The following is a 12,429-nucleotide window of genomic DNA, read 5'->3' as shown; positions in this document are numbered from 1 at the left end:
GCACCACCGTCGGGTCCACCGGTTGAGGTTCTGGACGGTGGACCCGACGGTGGTGCTGCAGCGGCTCGTGATCGACACGGGGGGTCTGCCGGCGCTGTACCTGGGGCCGTTGGAGAGTCGGCGGGTGTAGCGGAGGGGTGTCGGTGGGCGTGCTGCGTGGGATCGGTGGGCCAAGACCTGGCTCGTCCGGCCCCGTGTCGTGCGGTGTCCTCCGGTGTCCTCCGGACAGGTCCGGTCGTTGGATCCGTCGTGGTGCTCGCCGTGCGCCGACGATCGCGCGGGGCCTGTATGAGCTGATCAGCGGGCAGTGGCGGGGTTCTGTGCGATCAAGTCATCGTCCTCGCCCATCAGTTGACGATCGAGTGAGAAAGGTACGGGGGAATGGCCTGGGAAGAGTGGGAGCAGCTCAAGGCCGACGCGGTCCGGAGAGGTGCTGAGCAGCACATGCGGCTCGATCAACTCCCCGCGGGCGCGGGCGGGCGTGGTGCCGGCGGTGACCTGGTGGTGCACCAGGACGACCTCGGTGCCGTAGGGCATGAGGCGTACATCCTTCACGACCGGTTGCGGCAGCGCGTGGACATCGGCGGGAGCGGATCCGGTTCGACGACGCGGGCCGGTGAGGAGTTGAAGGGCAGCGGGTTCGCGATGGGCCCCGCCCTCGTGACCACGGTCTCCGTCTGGACCTCGCAGGTCAAGTCGGTCCTTCAGGCCGTCGCGCACATTTCGAATCACCTGGACTACAGCAAGAAGCTGCACGCTCAGGACGACACGCGGATCGCCGCCGAGATCCGCGGCCGGGACGGTTCCGCGATGTCCGTGTCCAGCCTCAGCCGCTACTTCCACTGAGAGAACTGAGAGAGACGAACCGCCGTGCCACTCAAGTACACGGACCTGCTCGACGTCGATCTCGGGAAACTCGGGGCGGCCGTCGACGACTGGAAGCAAGCGGCCGACGCCCTCAAGTCGCTGGACGAGGACGCCCGTTCAGGGATGAAGGCCAAGTCGGACTCTGCTCGCTGGGCCGGTGTGAACGCCGATGTCACCCGGGGGTTCGTCGACAGGACGGCCAAGGAGTTCACCGATCTGCACACCGAGGCGAACAGCATCTACCAGGTCCTCGACGACGCGCACGGCGAACTCCTCGCGCTGCAGCGCGGGTTGAAGACCCTGGTCGAGGAAGCGCGGGCGAAGAACTACAGCATCACCGACAACGGGGACACCACGGTCACCGTCCACGAATGCGTCGTGCTGAGCCAGGCGCAGACGGCCAAGGCCGGTGGCAAGGCGGGGCAGGACTGGCAGTCGATCGCCGACCGGATCTCGGCGCAGGTCGGGCGGGCCGACGACGTGGACCAGTCGGTGAAGGCCGCCCTCGCGCGGTCCCACGGCAACGACCTGCACGACGCGGGCCACGCGGACTACGGCTCGCTCAACGAGGCACAGGCCGCACGCGCGGTCGAGCTCGCCAGGAAGGGCGAGCACATGAGCGATGCCGAGTTGAAGGAACTCGACCGGCTGATGAAGTACAACGGCACAGAAAAAGGCGGGGAGTTCGCCACCGACTTCTACAAGACCCTCGGCCCGGAGAAGACGCTGGAGTTCTACGGCTCCATGGCGCTCGACGGCACGGTCGGCGACAACAAGGTCCGCCTCGCCCTGACCCGGGACCTCCAGCAGTCCATGGGCCTGGCGCTCGCCAACGCCACCGACCCGGACCACAAGCACCACGTGCCCGCGAGCTGGGGCGACCAGCTGCGCAAACTCGGCGCCCAACGCCTGCACCTCGACAACGCCGGGCTCGACCAGCCGTACGGATACCAGGTTCTCGGCGGTCTGCTGCGGTACGGGAACTACGACGCGGACTTCATCAACCCCATCGCCGGGCACATCGTCCAACTGCACCACCAGAACCCCAACCTGTTCACCATGAACAGGCCTCTGGCGAGCGGGTTCGACGCCGATTTCGGCTACAACCCCTCGGGGAAGGTCGGAACGGGTTACGACCCGCTGACCAGCGTCCTCGAAGGGCTCGGGCGCAGCCCGGAAGCCTCGAAGGCGTTCTTCGCCGACGACAGCCCGAAGGTGTACAACGCCGACGGCAGCGAACACAAAGGCGCGAAGCTCGGCTACACGTATTTCGACGAGCTGACGGACAAGAAGTTCCAGTGGCCGATGGACGGCTCAGGAGTGCCGTCGAAGGCCTACGGAGTAGACGCCCTGGGCCACGCGCTGGAGTCCGCGACGCTCGGGCACGCGTACGACGATCCGGCACCGACGCTGGTCCGCGACGCGGACTCCGCCAAGATCATGAAACAGGTCGTGCACACGTACGGCAACGATCCCAAGCTCGTCCAGCAGCAGGCGATCCTCTCCGACAGCCTCGGCCGGATGGGGGCGGGCTATGTCGACGACTTGAACTGGGGACTGGACGAGAACCGCAAGGACAGCACCTTCGCGCCACGGTCGGGGATCGACGGTCACGCCAAGTTCGGGCAGAGCGACACCATCAGTTTCCTCAGCACCCTCGGACAACATCCCGACGCCTACGCGGAGGTTTCCTCCGCGGGACGGGTGTACACCACCAGCGTGCTCGAAGCGCAGGTGGGAGCAGACGGTTCCATCAACGAGCCGCGCGCACGCGATGCCACCCGCAGCGGCGCGGAGATCCAAGGACTCCTGGACCAGTCGCGGGCGGACCAGCTGAAGGCCGGGCAGCTCGCGGCGGACAAGGAGTACAACGACGCGCTGGAGAAGCGCAACGGCTGGATCGAGTTCGGCACCGGGGCATCTGTCGCGGCCGGTGTGGCCTTCCTGCCCGAGGTCGCCGCGGCCGGAGTCGCCGCAACGGCGATCCCCGTGCTGACCGACACGGGACAGGGCATGTTGGAACAGCAGATCGGCAATGTCATCGGGGACTGGACCGAGGCCAAGCAGCAGGACAGCGGGGAGGACATCCAGGCGCAACGCGCGAATATCTACATGGCCGGCCAGGCGAACGCCGAATCACCAGCCAGGCATTTCCTGATCAATCATCACATCAGCCAGACAGGCTCCCAGCTCGGGCAGGACCTTGAGGATGCGTGGGGCGTTGGTTACAACAACGGCAACCTCCGCGAGGATCAACGTGGGCAGTTGCCCCAAACAGGAGAATGAAAATGCAGAGCAACGAGCTTGCGCGACAACTGACCGCGACTGTGGTGTGCGTCGCTGTCTCGGTCGCCTCTCTCGCGGCCTGTGACAGCAATGAGCAGACCGGGCGCTCACGGACGGTGTCGGCCCAGACGAAACTGTGCGGCGCAAACCTGTCGAAAGGTACCCGGAGGGCACTCCTTGATGTGCTGGAAAGTCGTACGTACGACTGGGAATGGTCGAACCAGAAGCACCTTGGTGACCTTGCCGAGCCGGATCAGAAGAGCCTTGGTGACGCGGCCAAAAAACTCGTCTCCGGATTCCACGAGACCGGGGCCGACGAAAACCAGGAATACCCCCTGTGCTACGCCTACGGCCCATCAGCGGTCAACGCAATGATCGACCTGTCATTCTACTTTCCCAAAGCGATCCCGGAGTCCCCAGCACATCAACTCACCCCGTACGAACTGGGTAAAGTTTCGCTTGCCAGGTCGTCGCGTGCGTACTTGTACATGGAGTGCTCAAGCAGCGAATTCGGTTCCGGCAATGAGCCCGTTCTGATCGAGGGGGAGCTGGGACGCCTCCGGCTACCGGCAACCGAATCTGAAACCATGCGTATGGATAACCTGAACGTCCTGCACGCGGTCTCCCTCGCGATGGTCAAGGAACTTGGTTGCAAGGGCGACGCCGGGCTGCCGGCGCGGTTCAGTGCTCCTTCCTCAGTACCGCCACCGCCCGATCGAACCCCGAGTCCCGCCCTGCGGCGAACTCCTCCTTCGTGAAGACGGGAACGGTCACCTGCGGCGGAATCCCCGCTCCGTCAAACGTCCGGCCCGAGTCGGTCAGGTACTCCTCGTTCGGGAGCCAGGCGGTCATGCCGTTGGGGAGTTCGCGTTCCATGACGTCGGAGAAGACGCCCTGGGTGGGCTGCCCGATGCGGATCGTGTGGCCGGGGCGGTCGATCAGGGCCTGGGTGAAGGTCTCGCCCGCGCTCACCGTGGAGCCGCCGGTCAGGAGGGCCACCGGGCCGGTGTAGCGCGGGGCGTGGGCCGGGAGTACCGGGATCGGCTCGGGGTGGGTGTGGCCGTTCGGGTCCGTCGGGTTGTTGCGGGCGCGCTTGGTGTAGGCGATGTAGGGGGTGTCGGTGAGGCGCTGTGCGATGTGGATGCCGAGAGCGTCGGAACCGCCGCCGTTGATCCGCAGGTCGATGATCAGGCCGTGCAGGTGACGTGAGCGTTGCTGTGTGAGGACGGTGTTCAACGCCCGGTCCAGTTCGGCCAGTTGGGCCGCGTACGACGCGTCCTCGTCCGGCAGGTAGCCGTCGAAGCCGGAGACGCGGAGGTAGCCGAGACGGTCGCCGCCCGCCAGGTCCGCGTACGTGATACGGCCGTTGGCGAAGTCCCGTCGGTAGGGGGCGCCCGCCAGGTCTCGCGTCACGATGAACTTCTTGACCTTCGCGTCCAGTTCCTCGTCGGGCACCGCCGTGCCGGGGCGGCCCTCGGCGAACACGCGGTCGCCGTCCTGCACCGCGACGTGGGCGTCGTAGAGCGGACGCACCATCCTGCTGAAGATGTCGAACAGTTCCGTCCTGGTCGTGTTCGCGTGTACGAGCGGGCGGTACTGGGCTCGCACCGCGTGCCAGTCGATGCCCTTGGCCGCGAAGAACGGGTAGTTCTCCTCGTAGGACTGCCAGAAGACGTCGAAGGTGGTCAGCGGGTCCTTGGGAGTGGGGCGGGTGCAGGCGGCCGGCAGGGCCGAGATGCGGACCAGCTCGCGGTGACCCACCGAACTGGCCACCGCCACCGATGCGTGGTTCCCGTCCTTGCCCGACCGCACCGTGACGACGTCACCGTCCACTGTGTACGTCCCCGGGCCTGTCTGCCGGGCCGTGTCGCCCTTCAGGCAGCTCACCGCGGTGGTCTGGTACTCCTGGTACCTGCCGTGGCCGACAGCCACGACCGTGCCGTAGCCGTCCATGCGCCAGAGGCCGTCGGTGGTGCGGTCGGCGCCGGCGGCGGACGCGGCCGGCACGGCGATGCCTGCGGCGAGGGTCAGGGCGATGACGGTGGCGGTGGCGGTGGCGGTGGCGATACGCACGTTCTGATCTCCCCGTGGTGCTGCGGTCCGACCTGCGTGTCCTGCATGACCTGCAGGTCACACAACCCTGGCCGACCGGCCACCGCCCCGGCCATCCGGCACACCCGAGCATCGGAGTGAGGGAAACCCCCGGGCTGATCCGCCTCGTATGTCCGCCGAAGTCCCATAGGGTGCACGCCGTGATGAACCGCAAGAACCGGGCGAACCCCGACTACGGAATCCACCTCGGCGACGGCACAGATGCGCTGGCCGCGGTCGATGACCGAAATCGGAGCCTGTTCACCGGTCTCACCTGCATCTTCGTGACACTGCTCGCCGTAGGCCTGCTGGCGGTCCTCCGCCGGGCCGCGACAGGCCAGGGTCAGGGGGAGGCGCCCGGCGGTCTTCAGGTGATCGCGGCTGTCATGGGGCTCGCGGTGGTTGCGGTCGCCGTGTGGTTGGTCGTCCGGGCCCGGCGCGTCCAGAGGTGGCTGCCGCTGGTGATCGCATGCGGGGGTTGTATCGGCTGGATGGCTGTCATGGCCCTCGTGGCGCGGATCTAGCCTGGCGGTTTCCTGTCCCCCTCAAGACGCTGGGCCGCCAGACACCGCACAGCGCGGCAAGCCCTCCGTCGAGATGGTCCGGGCGGCGATGGCATGCGCCTGCCGTCTGTCGGCAGTGGGAGACGAAGGAGGGCCCTGACGGCCGTCGGCACAAGGTCGAGGCGTTCCGGTTCGACACGCGGGAGATGACGGACCCGCTGCAGAACGCGGTCCTCGGCGCCGGATGGGCCTGGCGCGGGGTGGTCAAGCTGTAGTCGGCACGCCGCTCGGCAAAGCCCTGTGCAACTCCGTCAGTCGCAGTCGGGCCCTGTGGGCAAACCCCCGTACGACCGAAGCCGTAGGGGGGTCATAGGGGGGGCATAGGGGGATTCCGTCACCCGTCACCCGTTCACGGATTCACCACCGTCCCCCCGAACGTCACCCTCAACGCCCCGCCCGACGCGAACGACCACCCCAGCGCGCCGCCGTATGACGCGCACCGCGCCCCGTTCGTCCCGGTCCAGAACTGGTTGGTGCTGTCCGCGTTGCCCACCGTCTTGTCGTTCGAGCCGCTGACCGCGAACCGGCATGACGTGTTCGTGCGGAAGACCGACGTACCGGCGTCGAAGGAGAAGTTGCGTTCCGCGTTGTCGATGCCGACGTTGTTCGAGACCGTCATCGTGCCCGGGTTGCTGTTGTAGGTGAACCCGTGGTGGCCGTTGCCGTAGGCGATGTCGTGCTGGACGACGTGGTTGACGGCGATGTCGTCGCCGCCGAGCTTGTAGCCGTTGCGGTCGCCGTCGCCGCTCTGGCTGCCGTCGGTGAGGGTGCCGTTGCCGTAGGAGAGGCTGTATTCGATGGTCACCGGGCCGATCGCGCCCGTGTCCGTCTTGGTGTACAGGTCCCAGCCGTCGTCGATGTTGTTGTGGGAGACGTCGTAGCGGAAGACGTTCCCGGTGCCGGTCGTCAGCTTTGCCGCGAAGCCGTCCGCGTCCTCGCCGTCGGAGTCGGCGTTGTCGTGCGACTCCGAGCTGACGACCAGGTTGTTCGAGGGCCAGGAGGAGCTCGGCGTGCTGGAGGAGATGCGGCCCAGTTGGAGACCCGTGTCGCGGTTGTACGACGTCACCGTGCGCTCGATGACGTTGTTGCTGCCTCCGATGTAGATCCCGTTGTCGCCCGCGTGCGACACCGTGAGGCCGTAGACGTGCCAGTAGTTGGCGTAGAGCTGGAGGCCTCGGTTCGACGAACTCTCGCTCTGGGAAGCGAAGTTGAGGACCGGGGTCTCACCGTTGTAGGCGGTGAGCGTGGTGCGGGCGGACGCCGTGCCGTCCGCGCCCGCCGGGATCGTGATCGTCGAGCCGTAGGCGTACGTCCCGCCGCGCAGGTAGATCGTGCCGCCGGACGCGATGCGGCTGATCGCGGTGGCGAGGGTGGTGGGGGCGGCCAGAGTGCCCGCCGCGCTCGTGGTGCCGGTCGGTGACACGTACTGGGTGGCGCTCGCGGCCTGTGCCGGGGTGCCGGAAAGTGCTACGAGCGTGCCGGCCACCAGGCCGACGCACGCGATGACTGGTCTCACTTGCATCGTTCTGCCTCCAGGGTCGTCCCATGACCAGGAATCCAGGGTTCCGTGCAGGTGCTCCTTGCGGGAGAACGGGAGAAAGCGCTTTCCCTTGCTCCCGTCAGGGACCGTAAGCGCTTGCTATGGACGCGTCAAGATGCGCGTACTTGATTCCTGTTCATGGGCGTGAACTCACCATGGGCTCGCCGGGAGTGCCTCCCTGGCGCGCGTGTTTGACCTGCGTCACTCCCCGGGTAATCTCTACGCCCCGATTGGCCAGCGCACTGCCCCATATGGCAGACTGTCCGAGTTGCTCGGTCGAGTGTTGATGCTGCGCGCCTCCCGTCGGGAGGACCGGAAGCGAGTCCCACAGTACTCGTCGCCCCAACTGCCTTACGGCAGCGCTGAGGCGGACGTACGGGAATCTTTCGGGAAGCGTCAGTGCAGCACAGGCCAGGCACCCGGTGGGCTTCTTCGCCCTCGGCTTGCGGTTCCGGAAGGGCCGTGCTTTCCCAGCTGGGAAGTTCCGTATATGGGACTTCTGTGTCGGTGAGAGCGCGACACACCCGACCGCGTGGGTCGGAGGAATCGAAGAGCGAAGCGAGCAGAAGGGCTCCACCGGGGTGCAGAGCGTTACTAGAGACAGGACTACTGAGTAGCCATGGCGGGACAGAAGATCCGCATCCGGCTCAAGGCCTACGACCACGAGGTCATCGACAGCTCGGCGAAGAAGATCGTCGAGACGGTGACCCGCACTGGTGCGTCGGTCGCGGGCCCGGTGCCGCTGCCCACTGAGAAGAACGTGTACTGCGTCATCAAGTCGCCGCACAAGTACAAGGACTCTCGCGAGCACTTCGAGATGCGCACGCACAAGCGCCTGATCGACATCCTCGACCCCACCCCCAAGACCGTTGACTCTCTGATGCGACTCGACCTCCCGGCCGGTGTCGACATCGAGATCAAGCTCTAGGGGTCGGTGAGCTGAAGATGGCTAAGCAGATCAAGGGCATCCTGGGCGAGAAGCTCGGCATGACGCAGGTGTGGGACGAGAACAACCGTGTTGTTCCGGTCACCGTCGTCAAGGCCGGACCCAACGTCGTGACCCAGGTCCGTACGAACGACAGTGACGGCTACGAGTCGGTCCAGATCGCCTTCGGCGAGATCGACCCGCGCAAGGTGAACAAGCCCCTCAAGGGCCACTTCGCCAAGGCCGATGTCACGCCCCGTCGTCACCTCGTCGAGATCCGTACCGCTGACGCCAGCGAGTACACCCTCGGCCAGGAGATCACCGCCGCGACCTTCGAGGCCGGCGTCAAGGTGGACGTGACCGGCAAGAGCAAGGGCAAGGGCTTCGCCGGTGTCATGAAGCGTCACAACTTCAAGGGCCTCGGCGCCGGACACGGCACCCAGCGCAAGCACCGCTCTCCCGGCTCCATCGGTGGCTGCGCCACCCCGGGCCGTGTGTTCAAGGGCCTCCGCATGGCGGGTCGTATGGGCAACGAGCGGGTCACCACCCAGAACCTGACCGTTCACGCCGTTGACGCGGAGAAGGGCCTGCTCCTCATCAAGGGCGCGGTTCCTGGTCCGAACGGCGGCCTCGTCCTGGTCCGCACCGCGGCCAAGGGGGCCTGAGGACTATGAGCACCATTGACATTCAGTCGCCCTCCGGCGACACCGCCGGGACCATTGAGCTCCCGGCCGAGATCTTCGACGTAGAGAAGATCAGCATCCCGCTGCTTCACCAGGTCGTCGTCGCACAGCTGGCCGCCGCCCGTCAGGGCACGCACAAGGTCAAGCGTCGTGGCGAGGTCCGCGGTGGTGGTAAGAAGCCGTACCGCCAGAAGGGCACCGGCCGCGCCCGTCAGGGTTCGACCCGCGCCCCGCAGTTCGCCGGCGGTGGCGTCGTGCACGGCCCGACGCCGCGCGACTACTCGCAGCGGACCCCGAAGAAGATGAAGGCCGCGGCCCTGCGCCACGCCCTCACCGACCGGGCCCGCAACGCTCGCATCCACGTCATCACCGGCGTGATCGAGGGCGAGACCCCCTCCACCAAGGCCGCCAAGAGCTTCCTCGGCAAGGTCAGCGAGCGCAAGAACGTGCTCCTGGTCATCGAGCGCTCCGACGAGGCCGCGCTGCTTTCCGCGCGCAACCTGCCCCAGGTCCACATCCTGGAGCCGGGCCAGCTCAACACGTACGACGTTCTCGTCTCGGACGACGTGGTCTTCACCCAGGCCGCTTTCGAGTCCTTCGTGTCTGGCCCCCAGGCCGCTGACACCGAAGGGAGCGAAGCCTGATGGCTACGCGTCACCCGAGCATCGCCTCGAAGGCCGCCAAGGCCAAGAAGGTCGCGCGCATCGCCAAGGCGAAGCGCCACGAGACCGAGGGCAAGAACACCGTCGAGACGCCGATCAGCAAGTCGTTCACGGACCCCCGTGACGTGCTGCTGAAGCCGGTCGTCTCGGAGAAGAGCTACGCGCTTCTCGACGAGGGCAAGTACACCTTCATCGTGGCTCCGGGCGCCAACAAGACCCAGATCAAGCAGGCCGTCCAGGCGGTCTTCTCGGTCAAGGTCACCGGGGTCAACACGATCAACCGCCAGGGCAAGCGCAAGCGCACCAAGACCGGTTTCGGTCAGCGCGCGGGCTCCAAGCGCGCGATCGTGACCCTCGCTGAGGGCGACCGTATCGACATCTTCGGCGGTCCGGCCGCGTAAGCGGGTCGGATCGTCCGATATCGGACGAGGACTGAGAAATGGGAATCCGCAAGTACAAGCCGACTACGCCGGGCCGTCGTGGCTCCAGCGTCGCCGACTTCGTCGAGGTCACGCGGTCCACGCCGGAGAAGTCGCTGGTCCGCCCGCTGCACAGCAAGGGCGGCCGTAACAACGCCGGTCGTGTGACCGTTCGCCACCAGGGTGGCGGACACAAGCGCGCCTACCGAGTCATCGACTTCCGTCGCCATGACAAGGACGGCGTGCCGGCGAAGGTCGCGCACATCGAGTACGACCCCAACCGCACCGCGCGCATCGCGCTGCTGCACTACGCGGACGGCGAGAAGCGCTACATCCTCGCCCCGCGCAACCTGCAGCAGGGCGACCGCGTCGAGAACGGTCCCGGGGCCGACATCAAGCCGGGCAACAACCTGGCGCTCCGCAACATCCCGGTCGGTACCACGATCCACGCGATCGAGCTCCGTCCCGGTGGCGGCGCCAAGTTCGCCCGCTCCGCCGGTGCCTCCGTGCAGCTGCTGGCGAAGGAGGGCACGATGGCCCACCTTCGTATGCCCTCCGGTGAGATCCGCCTGGTCGACCAGCGCTGCCGCGCCACGGTCGGCGAGGTCGGCAACGCCGAGCAGAGCAACATCAACTGGGGCAAGGCAGGCCGCAAGCGCTGGCTGGGCGTCCGCCCGACCGTCCGCGGTGTTGCGATGAACCCGGTCGACCACCCGCACGGTGGTGGTGAGGGCAAGACCTCCGGTGGTCGCCACCCGGTCAGCCCGTGGGGTCAGAAGGAGGGTCGTACTCGTTCGCCGAAGAAGGCTTCGAACAAGTACATCGTCCGCCGCCGCAAGACGAACAAGAAGCGCTAGGAGCGGGTTTAGATGCCGCGCAGTCTCAAGAAGGGGCCCTTCGTCGACGTCCACCTCATCAAGAAGGTGGACGTACAGAACGAGGCCGGCTCCAAGAACGTCATCAAGACCTGGTCCCGCCGCTCGATGATCGTCCCGGCCATGCTCGGCCACACGATCGCGGTGCACAACGGCAAGACCCACATCCCGGTGTTTGTCACCGAGTCGATGGTCGGCCACAAGCTCGGCGAGTTCTCGCCGACGCGCACCTTCCGGGGTCACGTCAAGGACGACCGGAAGTCGAAGCGCCGCTAGCGCGGGGTGGAAGACCATGACAAACACTGAAGGGACAACCATGGAAGCCAGGGCCCAGGCGCGGTACATCCGCGTCACGCCCATGAAGGCCCGCCGCGTGGTGGACCTCATCCGTGGCATGGACGCCACGGAGGCTCAGGCGGTCCTGCGTTTCGCCCCGCAGGCCGCGAGCGTGCCGGTCGGCAAGGTGCTGGACAGCGCCATTGCCAACGCCGCGCACAACTACGACCACACCGACGCCGACAGCCTCTTCATTTCCGAGGCCTACGTCGACGAGGGCCCGACCCTGAAGCGGTTCCGTCCGCGTGCCCAGGGCCGCGCCTACCGGATCCGCAAGCGGACCAGCCACATCACCGTGGTCGTCAGCAGCAAGGAAGGAACCCGGTAATGGGCCAGAAGGTTAACCCGCACGGGTTCCGGCTCGGCATCACCACGGACTTCAAGTCCCGGTGGTACGCCGACAAGCTGTACAAGGACTACGTCAAGGAAGACGTCGCCATCCGTCGGATGATGACGTCCGGCATGGAGCGCGCCGGTATCTCGAAGGTGGAGATCGAGCGCACCCGTGACCGCGTCCGTGTGGACATCCACACCGCGCGCCCGGGCATCGTCATCGGCCGTCGTGGCGCCGAGGCCGACCGCATCCGCGGTGACCTGGAGAAGCTGACCGGCAAGCAGGTCCAGCTGAACATCCTCGAGGTCAAGAACCCGGAGACGGACGCTCAGCTGGTGGCCCAGGCCGTCGCCGAGCAGCTGTCCTCCCGCGTCTCCTTCCGCCGCGCCATGCGCAAGAGCATGCAGTCGGCGATGAAGGCCGGCGCCAAGGGCATCAAGATCCAGTGCGGTGGCCGCCTCGGCGGCGCCGAGATGTCCCGCTCGGAGTTCTACCGCGAGGGCCGTGTGCCCCTGCACACGCTCCGCGCGAACGTCGACTACGGCTTCTTCGAGGCCAAGACGACCTTCGGCCGTATCGGTGTGAAGGTCTGGATCTACAAGGGCGACGTCAAGAACATCGCCGAGGTCCGCGCCGAGAACGCCGCTGCCCGTGCGGGTAACCGCCCGGCCCGCGGTGGCGGCCCGGGCGGCGACCGCCCGGCCCGTGGCGGTGGCCGCGGTGGCGAGCGTGGCGGCCGCGGCCGCAAGCCGCAGCAGCAGTCCGCGCCGGCTGCCGAGGCCCCCAAGGCCGACGCTCCCGCCGCCGCTGCCGCTCCGGCTGAGAGCACCGGAACGGAGGCCTGACCG

General features: G+C 66.9%; 14 protein-coding genes and 1 pseudogene. 13 read left to right on the top strand and 2 right to left on the bottom strand.

The window, feature by feature from the left end:
• The 4 genes from JHN45_RS54780 to JHN45_RS29390 all read left to right on the top strand — a co-directional run.
• Nucleotides 1-130, top strand: a 130-nt coding sequence (locus JHN45_RS54780; RefSeq protein ID WP_201051531.1) for a hypothetical protein, incomplete at its 5' end; no start/stop codon positions are given.
• A 251-nt stretch (nucleotides 131-381) separates the two neighbouring features.
• Nucleotides 382-846 carry a hypothetical protein gene (locus JHN45_RS29400; RefSeq protein ID WP_201051530.1) on the top strand — a complete coding sequence of 155 codons (465 nt, stop codon included), beginning with the start codon at nucleotides 382-384 and terminating at the stop codon, nucleotides 844-846.
• Between the two features lie 24 nt (nucleotides 847-870).
• Nucleotides 871-3,153: a hypothetical protein gene (locus tag JHN45_RS29395; protein WP_201051528.1), complete on the top strand. Its 2,283-nt coding sequence runs from the start codon at nucleotides 871-873 to the stop codon at nucleotides 3,151-3,153.
• 2 nt (nucleotides 3,154-3,155) lie between these two features.
• On the top strand, nucleotides 3,156-3,911 hold the full coding sequence (locus JHN45_RS29390) for a hypothetical protein (RefSeq protein WP_201051526.1): 756 nt from the start codon (nucleotides 3,156-3,158) through the stop codon (nucleotides 3,909-3,911).
• Here the strand turns inward: JHN45_RS29390 and JHN45_RS29385 are convergent.
• Nucleotides 3,835-5,226 (bottom strand): S41 family peptidase, encoded by a 1,392-nt coding sequence (locus JHN45_RS29385; RefSeq protein ID WP_201051524.1) that lies wholly within the window; start codon nucleotides 5,224-5,226, stop codon nucleotides 3,835-3,837. The two genes, JHN45_RS29390 and JHN45_RS29385, sit on opposite strands and share 77 nt — an antisense overlap.
• A 182-nt stretch (nucleotides 5,227-5,408) precedes the next feature.
• Here JHN45_RS29385 and JHN45_RS29380 point away from each other — a divergent pair, with 182 nt between their 5' ends.
• Nucleotides 5,409-5,768, top strand: a complete 360-nt coding sequence (locus JHN45_RS29380; protein ID WP_201051522.1) for a hypothetical protein — start codon at nucleotides 5,409-5,411, stop codon at nucleotides 5,766-5,768.
• Nucleotides 5,769-6,156: 388 nt separating this feature from the next.
• Here JHN45_RS29380 and JHN45_RS29375 read toward each other — a convergent pair.
• Nucleotides 6,157-7,239 (bottom strand): annotated as a pseudogene (locus JHN45_RS29375) (right-handed parallel beta-helix repeat-containing protein); the annotation flags it as partial.
• A gap of 727 nt (nucleotides 7,240-7,966) precedes the next feature.
• Between JHN45_RS29375 and rpsJ the strand changes: the two are divergent.
• From rpsJ to rpsC, 8 genes are read left to right on the top strand one after another with little or no spacing between them, the layout of a single operon-like run.
• Nucleotides 7,967-8,275 carry a 30S ribosomal protein S10 gene (gene rpsJ / locus JHN45_RS29370; RefSeq protein WP_003948644.1) on the top strand — a complete coding sequence of 103 codons (309 nt, stop codon included), beginning with the start codon at nucleotides 7,967-7,969 and terminating at the stop codon, nucleotides 8,273-8,275.
• Nucleotides 8,276-8,292: 17 nt separating this feature from the next.
• Complete coding sequence (gene rplC / locus JHN45_RS29365) at nucleotides 8,293-8,937, top strand: 50S ribosomal protein L3 (protein WP_019072287.1); 645 nt, start codon at nucleotides 8,293-8,295, stop codon at nucleotides 8,935-8,937.
• Nucleotides 8,938-8,942: 5 nt separating this feature from the next.
• Nucleotides 8,943-9,599 carry a 50S ribosomal protein L4 gene (gene rplD / locus JHN45_RS29360; protein ID WP_201051518.1) on the top strand — a complete coding sequence of 219 codons (657 nt, stop codon included), beginning with the start codon at nucleotides 8,943-8,945 and terminating at the stop codon, nucleotides 9,597-9,599.
• Entirely contained in the window at nucleotides 9,599-10,018 is a 420-nt protein-coding gene (gene rplW, locus JHN45_RS29355; RefSeq protein ID WP_200681734.1) for a 50S ribosomal protein L23, read from the top strand. The genes rplD and rplW overlap by 1 nt, the downstream gene beginning before the upstream one ends.
• Before the next feature lie 38 nt (nucleotides 10,019-10,056).
• Nucleotides 10,057-10,893 carry a 50S ribosomal protein L2 gene (rplB, locus tag JHN45_RS29350; RefSeq protein ID WP_007384068.1) on the top strand — a complete coding sequence of 279 codons (837 nt, stop codon included), beginning with the start codon at nucleotides 10,057-10,059 and terminating at the stop codon, nucleotides 10,891-10,893.
• Nucleotides 10,894-10,905: 12 nt separating this feature from the next.
• Nucleotides 10,906-11,187 (top strand): 30S ribosomal protein S19, encoded by a 282-nt coding sequence (gene rpsS / locus JHN45_RS29345; protein WP_201051516.1) that lies wholly within the window; start codon nucleotides 10,906-10,908, stop codon nucleotides 11,185-11,187.
• A gap of 40 nt (nucleotides 11,188-11,227) precedes the next feature.
• The gene (gene rplV, locus JHN45_RS29340) at nucleotides 11,228-11,575 is read left to right on the top strand and encodes a 50S ribosomal protein L22 (RefSeq protein ID WP_003974262.1); all 348 of its coding nucleotides are present in this window, start codon (nucleotides 11,228-11,230) and stop codon (nucleotides 11,573-11,575) included.
• Nucleotides 11,575-12,426, top strand: a complete 852-nt coding sequence (rpsC, locus tag JHN45_RS29335; RefSeq protein WP_093627312.1) for a 30S ribosomal protein S3 — start codon at nucleotides 11,575-11,577, stop codon at nucleotides 12,424-12,426. Before rplV ends, rpsC begins: the two co-directional genes overlap by 1 nt.
• The last annotated feature ends 3 nt before the right edge of the window (nucleotides 12,427-12,429 follow it).

Source organism: Streptomyces sp. MBT53 (assembly GCF_016654115.1).
Lineage (GTDB): Bacteria > Actinomycetota > Actinomycetes > Streptomycetales > Streptomycetaceae > Streptomyces.
The sequence above is the reverse complement of the archived record's forward strand: the minus strand, read 5'-3'. Positions and strand labels throughout refer to the sequence as shown.